Source organism: Devosia sp. (assembly GCF_017307565.1).
Classification (GTDB): Bacteria; Pseudomonadota; Alphaproteobacteria; order Rhizobiales; family Devosiaceae; genus Devosia.
This window is the reverse complement of sequence record NZ_JAFKHD010000422.1, coordinates 1-12701: the sequence shown is the minus strand read 5'-3', so window position 1 is coordinate 12701 and position 12701 is coordinate 1. Positions and strand designations below refer to the sequence as shown.

Annotated in this window: 15 protein-coding genes; 10 read left to right on the top strand and 5 right to left on the bottom strand. The window is 61.9% G+C overall.

Annotation, left to right across the window (positions count from 1 at the left end; all coding sequences use genetic code 11):
* From J0I64_RS17840 to folK, 8 genes are all read left to right on the top strand, one after another.
* Window positions 1–801: radical SAM protein (locus J0I64_RS17840; RefSeq protein WP_291410708.1), on the top strand; the 801-nt coding region annotated here is incomplete at its 5' end.
* A 62-nt stretch (window positions 802–863) separates the two neighbouring features.
* Window positions 864–1775 (top strand): DMT family transporter, encoded by a 912-nt coding sequence (locus J0I64_RS17835; protein WP_291410706.1) that lies wholly within the window; start codon window positions 864–866, stop codon window positions 1773–1775.
* 174 nt (window positions 1776–1949) lie between these two features.
* Complete coding sequence (locus tag J0I64_RS17830; RefSeq protein WP_291410704.1) at window positions 1950–2933, top strand: sulfate ABC transporter substrate-binding protein; 984 nt, start codon at window positions 1950–1952, stop codon at window positions 2931–2933.
* A gap of 67 nt (window positions 2934–3000) precedes the next feature.
* Complete coding sequence (gene cysT, locus J0I64_RS17825) at window positions 3001–3837, top strand: sulfate ABC transporter permease subunit CysT (RefSeq protein ID WP_291410703.1); 837 nt, start codon at window positions 3001–3003, stop codon at window positions 3835–3837.
* Window positions 3837–4646: a sulfate ABC transporter permease subunit CysW gene (gene cysW / locus J0I64_RS17820; RefSeq protein ID WP_291410701.1), complete on the top strand. Its 810-nt coding sequence runs from the start codon at window positions 3837–3839 to the stop codon at window positions 4644–4646. Before cysT ends, cysW begins: the two co-directional genes overlap by 1 nt.
* A 162-nt stretch (window positions 4647–4808) precedes the next feature.
* Window positions 4809–5651 carry a dihydropteroate synthase gene (folP, locus tag J0I64_RS17815; protein ID WP_291410699.1) on the top strand — a complete coding sequence of 281 codons (843 nt, stop codon included), beginning with the start codon at window positions 4809–4811 and terminating at the stop codon, window positions 5649–5651.
* A gap of 77 nt (window positions 5652–5728) precedes the next feature.
* Window positions 5729–6112, top strand: a complete 384-nt coding sequence (gene folB, locus J0I64_RS17810) for a dihydroneopterin aldolase (protein WP_291410697.1) — start codon at window positions 5729–5731, stop codon at window positions 6110–6112.
* Complete coding sequence (gene folK / locus J0I64_RS17805; RefSeq protein ID WP_291410695.1) at window positions 6109–6543, top strand: 2-amino-4-hydroxy-6-hydroxymethyldihydropteridine diphosphokinase; 435 nt, start codon at window positions 6109–6111, stop codon at window positions 6541–6543. Before folB ends, folK begins: the two co-directional genes overlap by 4 nt.
* Here folK and J0I64_RS17800 read toward each other — a convergent pair.
* Genes J0I64_RS17800 through crcB form a run of 4 tightly spaced genes read right to left on the bottom strand, consistent with a single transcriptional unit; the run spans window position 6540 to window position 9352 of the window.
* Entirely contained in the window at window positions 6540–7319 is a 780-nt protein-coding gene (locus J0I64_RS17800) for an ATP12 family chaperone protein (protein WP_291410693.1), read from the bottom strand. The two genes, folK and J0I64_RS17800, sit on opposite strands and share 4 nt — an antisense overlap.
* 1 nt (window position 7320) lies before the next feature.
* Window positions 7321–7986, bottom strand: coding sequence for an HAD-IA family hydrolase (locus tag J0I64_RS17795; protein WP_291410691.1), 666 nt, complete (start codon window positions 7984–7986; stop codon window positions 7321–7323).
* Window positions 7983–8972, bottom strand: coding sequence for an RluA family pseudouridine synthase (locus J0I64_RS17790; protein WP_291410690.1), 990 nt, complete (start codon window positions 8970–8972; stop codon window positions 7983–7985). Before J0I64_RS17790 ends, J0I64_RS17795 begins: the two co-directional genes overlap by 4 nt.
* On the bottom strand, window positions 8969–9352 hold the full coding sequence (gene crcB / locus J0I64_RS17785; RefSeq protein WP_291410688.1) for a fluoride efflux transporter CrcB: 384 nt from the start codon (window positions 9350–9352) through the stop codon (window positions 8969–8971). The genes J0I64_RS17790 and crcB overlap by 4 nt, the downstream gene beginning before the upstream one ends.
* A 104-nt stretch (window positions 9353–9456) precedes the next feature.
* On the opposite strand from crcB, the gene J0I64_RS17780 reads away from it, so the two are divergent.
* Complete coding sequence (locus J0I64_RS17780; protein WP_291410686.1) at window positions 9457–10575, top strand: patatin-like phospholipase family protein; 1119 nt, start codon at window positions 9457–9459, stop codon at window positions 10573–10575.
* A gap of 6 nt (window positions 10576–10581) precedes the next feature.
* Here J0I64_RS17780 and J0I64_RS17775 read toward each other — a convergent pair whose 3' ends face one another.
* A complete protein-coding gene (locus tag J0I64_RS17775) occupies window positions 10582–11898 on the bottom strand; it encodes a replication-associated recombination protein A (protein ID WP_291410684.1) in 1317 nt (438 codons plus the stop codon).
* Window positions 11899–11997: 99 nt separating this feature from the next.
* On the opposite strand from J0I64_RS17775, the gene J0I64_RS17770 reads away from it, so the two are divergent.
* On the top strand, window positions 11998–12570 hold the full coding sequence (locus tag J0I64_RS17770) for a hypothetical protein (protein ID WP_291410682.1): 573 nt from the start codon (window positions 11998–12000) through the stop codon (window positions 12568–12570).
* The last annotated feature ends 131 nt before the right edge of the window (window positions 12571–12701 follow it).

Sequence of the window (12701 nt, the reverse complement as noted above, 5' to 3'; positions counted from 1 at the left end):
CTCGCCAAGACCGGCGAGGAATTCGCCGGCTCCGATATCGTCGGCCATGCGCTCGCCGCGCTGGAGCCGCACGGCATCCGCGACATCACCATTCTCGCCCGGCGCGGCCCGCATGAGATCGCGATGACGCCGAAGGAACTGGGCGAGCTGGGTGCCTGGGTGCGTCTGCACTATGTCTACCCCTACCCCCATGTCGATCCGGTGATGGAACTGATGGCCGAAGGCCTCGTCCTCCCCTATCTCGACATTCCCTTCCAGCATGCGTCGCCGAATGTGCTCAAGGCCATGCGCCGACCGGCACATCAGGAAAAGACGCTCAATCGCATTCTCGACTGGAAGCGCCAGGTTCCTGACCTGACTGTGCGCTCCAACTTCATCGTCGGCTTCCCGGGTGAAACCGAGGAAGATTTCGAAATGCTGCTCGATTTTATCGAGGAAGCCGAAATCGACCGCGCCGGCTGCTTCAAGTATGAGCCCGTCACCGGCGCTACCGCCAATGAACTCGAAGGCGTCGTGCCGGACGAGGTCAAGGAAGAGCGCTTTGCCCAGCTGATGGAAGTGGCGCAGAACGTCTCGTTCCACCAGTTGCAGAAGAAGGTCGGCCGCACCATCGAAGTGATCGTTGATGACGTGCAGCCAGAGCAGAACCGTGCTATCGCCCGCTCCAAGTGGGACGCGCCGGAGATCGACGGTCAGGTGATCGTCGACAACGCTACCGGCATCAAGATCGGCGACATTGTTTCGGTCACCGTGACCGATAATGATGAGTACGATCTCTTCGCCGAGCCCGCCAAGGCCTAAGGCGCCCGCGACTTGAACACACATATCCCCGCGCAAGCGGGGATTTTTCTTGCGTAGATTTCATGGATATCAGCGTCGCGACGAACCGCACCACCAAGTCCGGCTTGGGAACCGCCGGGGGTATCGCTGCCGTCTTCATCTGGTCGATGACAGCGCCGATCGTGGCATCGGCGGTCGGGGTCGATCCCTTCCTCTATGTGGCTCTCGGCGATGGTGTGGGCGCACTGGTGTTCGTCGCCATGTGGATCGCGCGACGTCACAATCCCCTGCCCGAGCTTCGCACGGTTCCGATCTGGCTCTATCTGCTTGGAATCATCGGCATCGGCGGCCATAACCTGACCTGGGTGGCAGCACTGCAGCAGGCGCCGCCGCTCGAGGCGACGCTGATCATCTATACGTGGCCGCTGCTCGTCGTCGTGCTCACGACGATTACATTGGGCCAGCGGTTTCGCTGGTTCCACGCAGCGGCGGGCGCGTTGGGGCTGGCCGGCATTGTCGCACTGCTCCTCGGCAAAGGTCTGGCCGTTGGCGCCTTTCATTTCATGCCTGGCCATTTCTGGGCTGTGATCTCGGCCGTCACCTGGGCCGTCTTTTCGGCCATGGCGGCGCGCTATCCGTCGCGGAGCAGCAATTTCCTCGGCGTCATTTTTGGCGCCAGCGCCCTCATAAATGGGTCGATCTGGCTGTTGGCGCTGGGTGCACCTTCGGCGCCAGTGAACAGTGTGGTCATCGTCGCCAGTGCGTCGATCTTCTTCGCGCTCGCCTACGCGATGTGGGATTTTGGCATGAAGCAGGGTAATGCGCAGCTTATCGGCGTAGTCAGCTTCCTGACGCCTGTGCTGACCGCCATCTATCTCGTGGTGCTGGGCATCGCGGAACTGACGCCATACCTCGTCCTGTCGCTGCTGCTGGTGGTCTCGGGCATTGGCATTGCCAAATATGGCGAGAAGCTGAGGATGCCGCCGCGCGACTAAGCCTGAGGCGCGGAAACAAAATCGCGCCTTGGACGCAGCGGGAGCAACGGCTTTCCGTTGCTTTCACAGCCAGTAAATTAGTCATCCGGAGCAATCATTTAGCGCTTTACGACCCAAGAGCGAGCATCGCATCACCTTTGCCAATGCCATCGCTTTCACGGAAATAGCGTCACAATGAACAAGCTTCTCCTGTCTGCCGTTGCGGCGCTTGCTCTCGTCAGCAGCCCGGTTCTGGCTCAGCCCACCGACATTCTCAACGCCTCCTACGATATCGCGCGCGAGCTGTTCGAAGCAGAAAATGCTGCCTATGCAGCGACCGGCGCGACCGTGACCGTCAACCAATCGCACGCTGGCTCCTCGGCTCAGGCCCGCGCCGTGCTCGAAGGCCTGCAGGCCGACGTCGTCACCTTCAACCAGGTGACCGATATCCAGAAGCTGGTAGACGGCGGCTATGTGACTGCCGACTGGACCAGCGAATTCCCGCACAACGCAGCACCGTTCTATTCCTTCCCCTCCTTCCTCGTCCGCTCGGGCAATCCGAAGGCGATCAAGGATTGGGGTGATCTGGCCGCCGAAGGCGTGCAGGTGATCTTCCCGAACCCCAAGACCTCGGGCAATGGCCGCTATACCTATCTCGCCGCCCGCGCCTGGGCGACCGAGGCCTATGCCGGCGACGAGGCAAAAATCGAGGAACTCCTCACCAAGCTTTTCGCCAACGTTCCGGTCTTCGAAACGGGCGGCCGCGCCGCCACCACCGCCTTCACCGAGCGTGAGCTGGGCGACGTACTGGTGACTTTCGAGGCCGAGACCCTGGCTGTCGTGAAGCAGCTCGGCGCCGACAAGTATGAAGCCGTTGTTCCTTCGGTGAGCTTCCTGTCGGAATTCCCGGTGGCTGTGGTCGACAAGGTCGTCGATGCGCGCGGCAGCCGTGACATTGCCAAGGCCTATCTCGATTTCCTCTTCACGCCGGAAGGCCAGGAAGTCGCTGCCGCCAACTTCCACCGCCCGCAAGACGAAACCGTTGCCGCAGCCCATGCCGCGACTTTCCCGGCGATCCGTCTCGTGACTGTCGAAGACGCCTTCGGCGGCTGGGACAAGGTCGCAGCCGACCACTTCGCTGACGGCGGGCTGCTCGACAAGGTTTTTGTGAACCAATAATGGCCTCGGCCACTCCTAGTCTGACGGCGCGATTTCAGTCGCGCCGTCTCGTCTTTTCGAGGTTCCCATGGCGCAGTATCGCAGCAAACACCTGCTGCCCGGTTTCGGGCTGTCCATGGGCATTTCGTTATTTTACCTGACGCTGATCATCCTTTTGCCGCTCGCGGCCATGCTGCTCAAAGTCGCCGGCATGGGCTTTCCGGAATTCTGGCGAATCGTCAGTTCCAATCGCGCCCTGGCCGCCTATCGCGTCACGTTCAGCTCGGCGTTTTTCGCCACCATCATCAATGGCGTCGTTGGTCTGCTGCTCGCCTGGGTTCTGACGCGCTACCGGTTTCCGGGCCGCCGCATTCTCGATGCGCTGGTCGACCTGCCGTTTGCACTACCCACCGCCGTCGCAGGCCTCGTGCTCGTGACGCTCTTTGCCCAGACGGGCTGGTATGGCCAGTTCCTTGAGCCCAACGGCATCAAGATAAACTATACCCAGTTCGGCATCATCGCCGCGATGACCTTCACCTCACTGCCCTTCGTGGTCCGCGCCGTGCAGCCGGTGTTGGAAGAGGTCGATGTCGACTTCGAGAATGCCGCCACAACGCTGGGGGCCTCGCGCTGGCAGGTTTTTACGCGGATCATCTGGCCGACCATCCTGCCCGCCTTTATCGGCGGCTGCGTGCTGTCCTTCGCGCGCTCGCTCGGTGAATTCGGCGCCGTGGTGTTCATCGCCGGCAACCTGCCGGGGCTGACTGAAATCGTGTCGCTGCTGATCTTCATCCGCCTCGATGAATACAATTACGAGGCCGCAGCCGCCCTCGCCTTCGTGCTGTTGGTTGTTGCGCTGGTGACCCTGATCGCCACGAACCTCCTTGCCGCCTGGCAGGTGCGCTATGTCGAGAGGAAAGCCTGATGTCTTCCGCTCCTCGCAGCGCCGGCGCAAATGTCCTGATCGCGCTCTCCTTTGCCCTCGCAGCAATCGTTCTGGTTACGCCCCTGGCGCTGATCTTTAGCTTCGCGCTGCGTGAGGGCCTCGGCGCCTATTTCGCGGCGATCCTCAAGCCCGATACGCTTCATGCGATCTTTCTTACGGTCGTCACCGCGCTGATCGTCGTGCCGATCAATGTGGTGGTGGGCGCGGCCCTTGCTTGGCTCGTCACACGCTTCCGTTTTCGGGGGCAGCAGCTTCTTGTGGCCTTCATCGAGCTGCCGGCGGCCGTCAGCCCTATCGTCGCCGGCGTCGTCTATCTGTTCCTTTATGGCAATCAGGGCCTGCTCGGCCCTGTGCTGCAGTCGCTTGGCCTGCAGGTGATGTTCACGCCGCTCGCCATCGTGCTGGTCAGCCTTTTCGTCACCGCCCCCTATGTTGCGCGCGAGCTGGTGCCCCTGATGCGGCAGCAAGGGACAGAGGACGAGGAGGCGGCGCTTTCGCTGGGCGCCAATGGCTGGCAGATGTTCTGGCACGTTACCCTGCCCAACATCCGTTGGGGGCTCGTCTATGGCGCGGTTTTGACCAATGCGCGAGTCATGGGCGAATTCGGCGCCGTGTCGGTGGTTTCGGGCTCGATTCGTGGCCAGACCAATACCCTGCCCTTGCAGATCAATCTGCTGTTCAACGACTTCAATATTGCAGGATCGTTTGCCGCCGCTTCGACGCTGGCACTCATCGCCGTGCTGACGCTGGTGCTCAAATCCTCGCTTGAGGCCTGGGAACGCCGCTAGGCGGGACAAACCACTTCATCACGGCTTTCGTGCCGATGCCGAACAAATTATATTAGTGTGCCTGGCGAGATGTTGTACGGGTCAAGCGCGGTCGCGCGCTCAAACAAGAATAGGCTTGAGCCACGGCTTTGACGCCCCTAAGCGAGGGGCAGGAAAATCCGCATGCATACGACTCATATCGTCCCCCTGCCCCAACGGCCGGCCCTTGAACTGGGCCCGCGCCCGCTCATCATGGGCATCCTCAACGTCACCCCCGACAGTTTCTCGGACGGCGGACTGCACAACAATCTCGACCTTGCCGTAGCCCATGCCCGCACCATGCTTGAGCAAGGCGTCGATATCATCGACATCGGCGGCGAGAGCACCCGGCCGGGCTCGGAAACCGTAGCGGTACAGGAAGAGCTCGATCGCGTCATCCCAGTCATCGATGCGCTCCGTGGCGCCGGCATCGTCGCGCCGATTTCGATCGACACCTACAAGCCATTGGTGGCCGATCAGGCCATTCAGGCGGGCGCCGATATCATCAACGACGTCTACGGCCTGCAGGGGCCACCGGAAATGGCTCAGGTTGCCGCGCTTTATGGCGCGCCGGTGGTTGCGATGCATTGGGACAAGACCTGGGACGCACTAACCCTGCCCATCCCGGCGATGGTCGAGTACTTCGCCAAGACCCTCGCCGTAGCCGACGCAGCTGGGCTTTCGCGTGCGCAGGTCATCCTCGACCCGGGCTTCGGCTTTGCCAAGACACTGCCGCAGAACTACCAGATCCTGCGGCAATTACCCGATCTCGTCGCGGCCTATCCCGATCACGGCCTTCTGGTCGGCACATCGCGAAAATCGATGATTGGCAGGCTTTTGGACAATCAACCGGACGAGCGACTGCCGGGAACCATCGCCACGACGGTGCAGGGCTATGAGCGCGGCGGCCACATCTTCCGCGTGCATGACGTTGCGGCCAATCGCGATGCCCTGCGGGTAGCCCAGGCAACGCTTTACGGTCCGTGACGGCGGATTTTTGTCGCGTGCTCCGACGGGAAAAGTGCTAGCGACACTTCCTTGAAGCGCCATTCAGGACATTCTCCATGACCGCACCTTTTTCGGGCGACCGCATCATCCTCCGCGATCTTGGCTTTTACGGCTATCACGGCCTCTTCAGCGAAGAAGAGCGGCTGGGGCAGCGCTTCTTTGTCGACCTCGAATGCGGGGTGGATCTGACTGCGCCGGGCGAGACCGATACCATCGGGCATACGGTTTCGTATGCCGACATTTACGATGTGGTGAAGGCGACCTTTGAGACCAAGCGGACCAAGCTGATCGAGGCCTTGGGGCAAAACATCGTCACGGCGCTGTTCGAGCGTTTTGGCGACATCAACTGGATCGTGATCCGGATCCGCAAACCGGAAGCGCCAATTGCCATGGTGCGCGGCGAAGCGGCGATCGAACTGCACCGCGTGAGGCCGGCATGATGGCGAAGGCCTGGCTTAGTCTTGGCGCCAATATCGGCGATCCTCCGGCACAGCTTGCCGAAGCCATTCGGCTGCTCGATGCACATCCGCACATCAAGGTGGTCAAACAATCGTCGGTGATTGCGACCAAGCCCTGGGGCAAGACGGACCAGCCTGATTTCGCCAACATGGCGGCCGAGGTCGAGACCGATCTCGAACCCATCGACCTGCTGCATGTGGCGCTCGATACCGAGCGCGAAATGGGGCGCGTTCGACACGAAGTCTGGGGACCTCGGCTGATCGATGTCGACATCATCGCCTATGAGCGGATCGAAATGCAGACAGGGCGACTGACCCTGCCCCACCCGCATGCGCATGCGCGCGATTTTGTGCTGGTGCCGCTGCGCGAGATTTCGCCGAAGACGGCGGCGTGGATCGCGGCGCGGATTTAGGCCCGCAGCGCTTCCACGACGGCAACAGCGGTGTCGAACTCGACGCGGCGCTTGGCGCGGCGTTCCATGGCCTCTTCGTCCTCGCCCCACAGACGAATCTGGTGGTCTTCGTCCACGTGAGCCGCGGTCCAGACCTGATCGGCCGTCAGCAACTCGTGCAGCAGGGCGATGGCGAGAAGACCGGAGCCGGTGATGCCGGTGACCGAGACCAAGGCCGTCAGCGACAGCAGGCCCTGCCCCTCCAGCGCGGTGTCGAGCTTGGTCAGGGTGGGAACCGGCTGTGGCTGGTGGATGATGCCGATGGTCGGCTGGAAGGCGACGTCGAAGTGGCGGGCCAGCGTCACCAATGCGCCATCCCAGTGCAGTTCCTGGTCGGCGACCAGCTCCTGCGGAGTGTCGACGCGGTAGAGCAGCAGGTCATTGCCGGCAAACTTGCCGATTTCCGCACGGAAGGCCGGGACGTTTTCTTCGCCGCTCTCAACCGCGGAATTGATCAGGCGCACCATGGGCATGGTAGTGGGGTCGATGTGTTTTTCCTGCGCGGCCCACTCACCGGCCATCGCCTGGGCGATGGACAGCGCGGGGACCATCACCGGCAACTTGCGGCCCGGAGTGCGGGTCTGCTTGCCATCGAGCGTGACGGCATAGCCGCCTTCGACGCGGGCAACGTCGACGTCTTTGTAGAAGCGCTTGGGCAGTTCAACCTGATTGATGTGCTGCGCCTGACCGTAGCCAAGGTCCTGGTTTTTCAGGGCATCTTCCAGCTGATCGCGCATGTCAGTCTTCCAGTACTTTCTTGATGGCCAGAGGCAGGTCTGCATAGGTCTCGACCAGCATATCGGCGCCCGCAGCAAGCAATTCATGGGGATCGTGGTGGCCCCAGGTCACACCGATGGCCTTGGTGCCGGCAGCCTTGCCCATCTCGATGTCAAAGGTGGTGTCGCCGATGATGACCGTGTCGCGGGCTTCTGCGCCGGTTTCGGCCATGCCACGCAGCATCATGCCGGGGTGCGGCTTCGATGGGTTGTGGTCCGGCGTCTGCAGGGTGACGAAGTGCCCGGCAATGCCGTGCAACTGGGTCAGGCGATGAACACCATTAAGCCCCTTGCCGGTGGCGATGCCCAGCAGCGTATCGGGCCAGCTCGCGAGGAAATCCAAGGCCTCGCGGGCGCCGGGGAAAAGGCCCTCGCGGCCCTCCGCCTGAACGAGCGAGGCGCGGTAGCGGCTGCGGTAGTCGTCGGCGAGCTTCTCGGCCAGTGGTGTTACCTCTGTGCCGAGGAGGCGCGCGATGGCGACCGGCAGCGACAGCCCGATGACCCGGCGCGACTGCGTCGTGGTCGGGGGCGTCAGGCCTGCCGCCTCAAAAGTCGTGGTCATGTGCTCGACGATCAGGGCCTCTGTGTCGATCAGCGTCCCATCCATGTCGAACATGATCAGCTTCATGCATTGTCCTCGGGGTCGGTATCCTGAACGTCGAAGCGCTCGGCGTCGAAGCCGAGGGCGTCCCAGCTCTGGCGCATATGCGGCGGCAAAGGCGCTGAAATATCAAGGCGTTTGCCGTTGCGCAGCGGCAAGGCGATGCGGCGTGCATGGAGATGCAACCCTTCGCCGAGGCCGGGGGCCGGCATCCAATTTTCGATATTGAAATAGCGGGGATCGCCGATGATCGGCGTACCCAGCTGGGCCATGTGGACGCGGAGCTGGTGCGTACGGCCAGTGACCGGCTTCAGCGTAACCCAAGCAAAACGGCGGCTGGCGGTGTCGGTGGTCGAATAGTAACTCGACGAGTGGACTGCGCCGGGGGCGCCGTTCTTGACCACGACCATCTGCTCGCCATCTTCCGTCGCGCGCTTAGCAAGGAAGCACGAGATTTCGCCCTGACGAGGCGTCGGATTGCCGGCGACGAGGGCCCAGTAGATCTTGCGGGCCGAGCGGGACATGAAGACTTTGCCGAAATGCGTGGCCGCGGCAGCGGTCTTGGCGACGACGAGGCAGCCCGAGGTGTCCCGGTCGAGACGGTGCACCAGCCGCGGGGCTTCGCCGAGCTTGTTGGGCAGGCTCTTCAGGAGGCCATCCAAGTGACGGACGGTGCCGCTGCCACCCTGCACGGCGAGGCCATGGGGCTTGTTGAAGACGTAGAGGTCATCATCCTCATAGAGGATTATGTCCTTGAGAAATCTTGCATCTTCCTGGTTGACCTTAACCGGGCGGACGGTGCCGGGATCGTCGACGGGCGGGATGCGGATGGTCTGGCCGGCGGCCAGGCGCGTGCTGGTCTCGGCCTTGGCCTTGTCGACCTTGACTTCGCCGTTGCGGATCAGCTTTTGCAGGCGGCCGAAACCGACCTGCGGGAAATGCCGGGCAAACCAGCGATCGAGACGCATGCCGTCTTCGTCTGTGGTGACTTCCCGATGTTGAACGCCACTCATGCGGGGCTGCCTCTGGTTATCAAAAGGCCGAGATATAGGCCCACGAGGCAAACTACAACTGACAAGGCGACATAGGTGATCGCCTGAAACAGTTCTCCGCCCTCAAGGAGCACAATCGTGTCCAGAGAAAAGGAGGAAAAGGTGGTGAAGCCGCCCAATACGCCGACGGCCAGAAACAAGCGCGCATCGTGCTGCCATTCTGGCTGGTAACGGGCGAGCACTCCCACCAGCATGCCCATGAGCACCGACCCGGCAATATTGACCAGCAGGGCCGGGAGGGGAAACGCGGTGGAAACCATGCGCGCAATGGCTAAGGAAACACCATAACGCGAGGCTGCGCCAAGGGCGCCACCGGCAGCGACAAGCAGAAGACTATTCACCACGTGTAAACCGTTGATGCTATTGACAGAAGGAAGCGTTTGCCAGAAGCGGCGGCAGCGTCCACCTTGGACGCGATTCACAGTATAGCGCGCAGAGCCAGGCCATGAACCGATTTTCCGCGACCGCAGCGGTGCTGCTCGTAACCCTGGCCCTCTCGGCCTGTTCATTTGCCGGCAAACGGCCCGAAATCCCACTGGATATCATCGCCAGTGGGGCGATGGCCGAGACGTCACCCTTGCGCTACTGGGGCGACGATCCCGAATTTGCGGCGGGCCACACACGCGTGAAGCCGGGCTCGGATGGACGAATCGATTTTCTGACGCTGTCGGGCGGCGGGATCAACGGCGCTTATGGCGCCGGCTACCTGATGGGTTGGACAAGAACGGGCACGCGGCCGGAATTCGAGGTTGTCACCGGCATCAGTGTCGGCGCCATCATCGCCCCCCTCGCCTTTCTCGGCACCTCGCAAGATGGCAGGCTGATGGAAGTCTATCGGTCTCTGACCACGGCGACGAATCCGAAGACCAATTTCCTTGCGGCGCTGCTCGGGTCTTCGTCCATACTCGACAATGCGCCGATCCGTGCCGCTATCGAAAAGGCGGTCGACCAGGAAATTCTGGATCTGATCGCCAAGGCGCATCGCGAAGGACGGCGACTTTATGTGGGCTCGACCAATCTTGACGCACAGCGGCCGGTCGTCTGGGACATTGGCGCCATCGCAAACAGCAATGATAACAATCGATTGGAACTGGTTCGCAGCGTCATCCTCGCCTCTGCTGCGGTTCCAACAGTGTTTCCGCCCGTGCTGATCGAGGTTGCGAGCGGCGGTCAGAGATATAGCGAACTCCATGTCGATGGCGGGGTGACCGAGCAGGTTCTGCTGATGCCGGGGGGCTGGGGCAAGGTCGGCGGCAGTGGCAATGCCTGGCTTTACGTGATCTTCAACGGCGTGGTGGACGCGTCCGCCGCAACAGTGCAGCCATCGGGCATGGCGCTGATCGGGCGCTCGGTGCCGACGCTGTTAAAATATCTCGGCCGCGCCAATCTCGCAGAGCTGGCGAACTCGGCCAGGACCAGTGGGGTACAGTATCGCATGACCGCCATTCCCGGGGATTTCCCTGAAAGCGATGGCATATTTGGTTCGCCCGAATGGCTGTCGCGGCTTTACGACTTCGGCTTTGCCCATGGCAATGCGGAATATTGGCGCGAAAAAATTCAATAAAAACGGCTAGTTATCGCCCTGCCGCTTGGCGGTACGCAGACGGGCGAAATAGTCCATGCGCTTTTTGAGATCACGCTCAAAACCGCGCTCGACGGGGTGATAAAACTGCTGCCGCCCGAGCTTTTCGGGGAAGTATTCCTGGCCGGAAAAAGCGTCGGGGACGTCGTGGTCGTATTGGTAACCGTCGCCATACCCTTCACCCTTCATCAGCTTCGTCGGGGCGTTGAGAATGACCATGGGCGGCATGGGCGAACCGGTTGATTTCGCTAGGGAAATTGCGGCCTTGAAGGCGGTGTAGACGGCGTTCGATTTTGGAGCGAGGGCCAGATAGACGACGACTTGCGCGAGGGACAGCTCGCCTTCGGGGGAGCCGAGCATCTGGTAGGCGTCGCGGCCGGCGATTGCCAAGGGCAGCGCCTGCGGGTCGGCGTTGCCGATGTCCTCGGAAGCCATACGAATCAAGCGTCTAGCGAGGAAAAGCGGATCTTCGCCGGCGTCGATCATGCGGGCGAAATAGTAGAGCGCTGCGTCGGGATCGGAGCCGCGGATGGTTTTGTGCAGGGCCGAAATCAGGTTGTAGTGGCCGTCCTGCGCCTTGTCGTAAATGGGGGCTCTGCGCTGCACTACGGTTAGCAGACTGTTAGCATCGAGCGTCTCATCGGCGCGTGCAGATGCTAAAATCTCTTCGACGAGGCCCAGAAGGGCGCGACCGTCGCCATCGGCCAGGCCGAGAAGGGTCGCTCGGGCTTCCTCGGTCAGCGGCAGCGGGGAGCCGAGGAGGGTTTCGGCGCGCTGGAGGAGCAGTTCGAGATCGGGCTGGATGAGCGACTCGAAACGCAGGACCTGGCTGCGGGAGAGAAGCGCGGCGTTGAGCTCGAAGGACGGGTTTTCAGTGGTGGCGCCGACGAGGACGACGGTGCCGTCTTCCATGACCGGCAGGAAGCTATCCTGCTGGGCGCGGTTAAAGCGATGGATCTCGTCGACGAAGAGCAGCGTGCGATGGCCGGAGAGGCGTTCGAAACGAGCCTTCTCGAAAACCTTCTTGAGATCGGCGACGCCGGAGAAGATTGCGGAGATTTGCTCGAAGCGAAAGCCGATCTGGTCGGCGAGGAGACGCGCGACGGTGGTCTTGCCGGTGCCCGGTGGTCCCCAGAGGATGAGCGAGCCGAGGCGGCCGGAGGCGAGCATGCGGGTGAGCGTGCCGTCGGGGCCGAGGAGATGGGTCTGGCCGATGACTTCATCGAGGGCGCGCGGGCGCAGCTGGTCCGCGAGGGGACGGGCCTTGTCGGTTTCGTTGGGATCGGCGGCGAAGAGATCGGACATGAGGGCTCAATAGCAAATTGCGCGGCGCGTGGCATCCGCTTCGTTCGCATGTTGCCTTGGGTCGGGTTGCGCGTTCAACTGGAGCAAGAGGGAGAGGGATTGCTCATGATTGGTCGTTTGGTTGCCGCGGTGGCGCTGGTTTGTCTCACGGGTTCGGTGGTTTTAGCGCAGGAGGATGCCGTGGGCGCGCCGGGGCCATTTGTGCTCGAGGGGGAGAGCTTTGAACTCGCCTGGACCAGCCACCCGACGGATACTTACTACAAGCAGGAATATGTGCCCGAGGGGCAGAGCGTGGAAGCCTATGAGCAGATGTTCATGGTGGACGTGCTGACCAATGGGCTTTCGGTGGAGGACGCGGCCGGGACAATGGTCGACGGGCTGAAGCAGAGGCAGGCCAATGATCCGGTGGTAAACTTTGCGATGATCGAGAATGAGGCGACGGGGGAAGTCATTCTCGATTTTCTGCTAAGCGATAGCAGCAGCGGGACGGTGATCGTCGAGTGGAATGCCTACCGGTATGTGCCGATCAAGGATGGCGTGGCGATGTTTGGGATCAGCCGGCGCGGATATGACGATGGGGCGAGTGATCTGCTCAAGGGGCTGAAGAGCTGGCGGATGGGGACGATACAGGCGCTGGCAGAGTTGGAGCTGCCGAAAGTGTTTGTGGAGTAAGGGGTTAGGATTCAGCGGGTTGATCGGTGGGGTTGAGAGGTTGAATCAGAGCGGGCGACTCCCCCCCCTCCCATCCTCCCCCATCTAGGGGGAGGTGTTGCATCGCGCGTGGGGCACAATCCTGCCCCAGC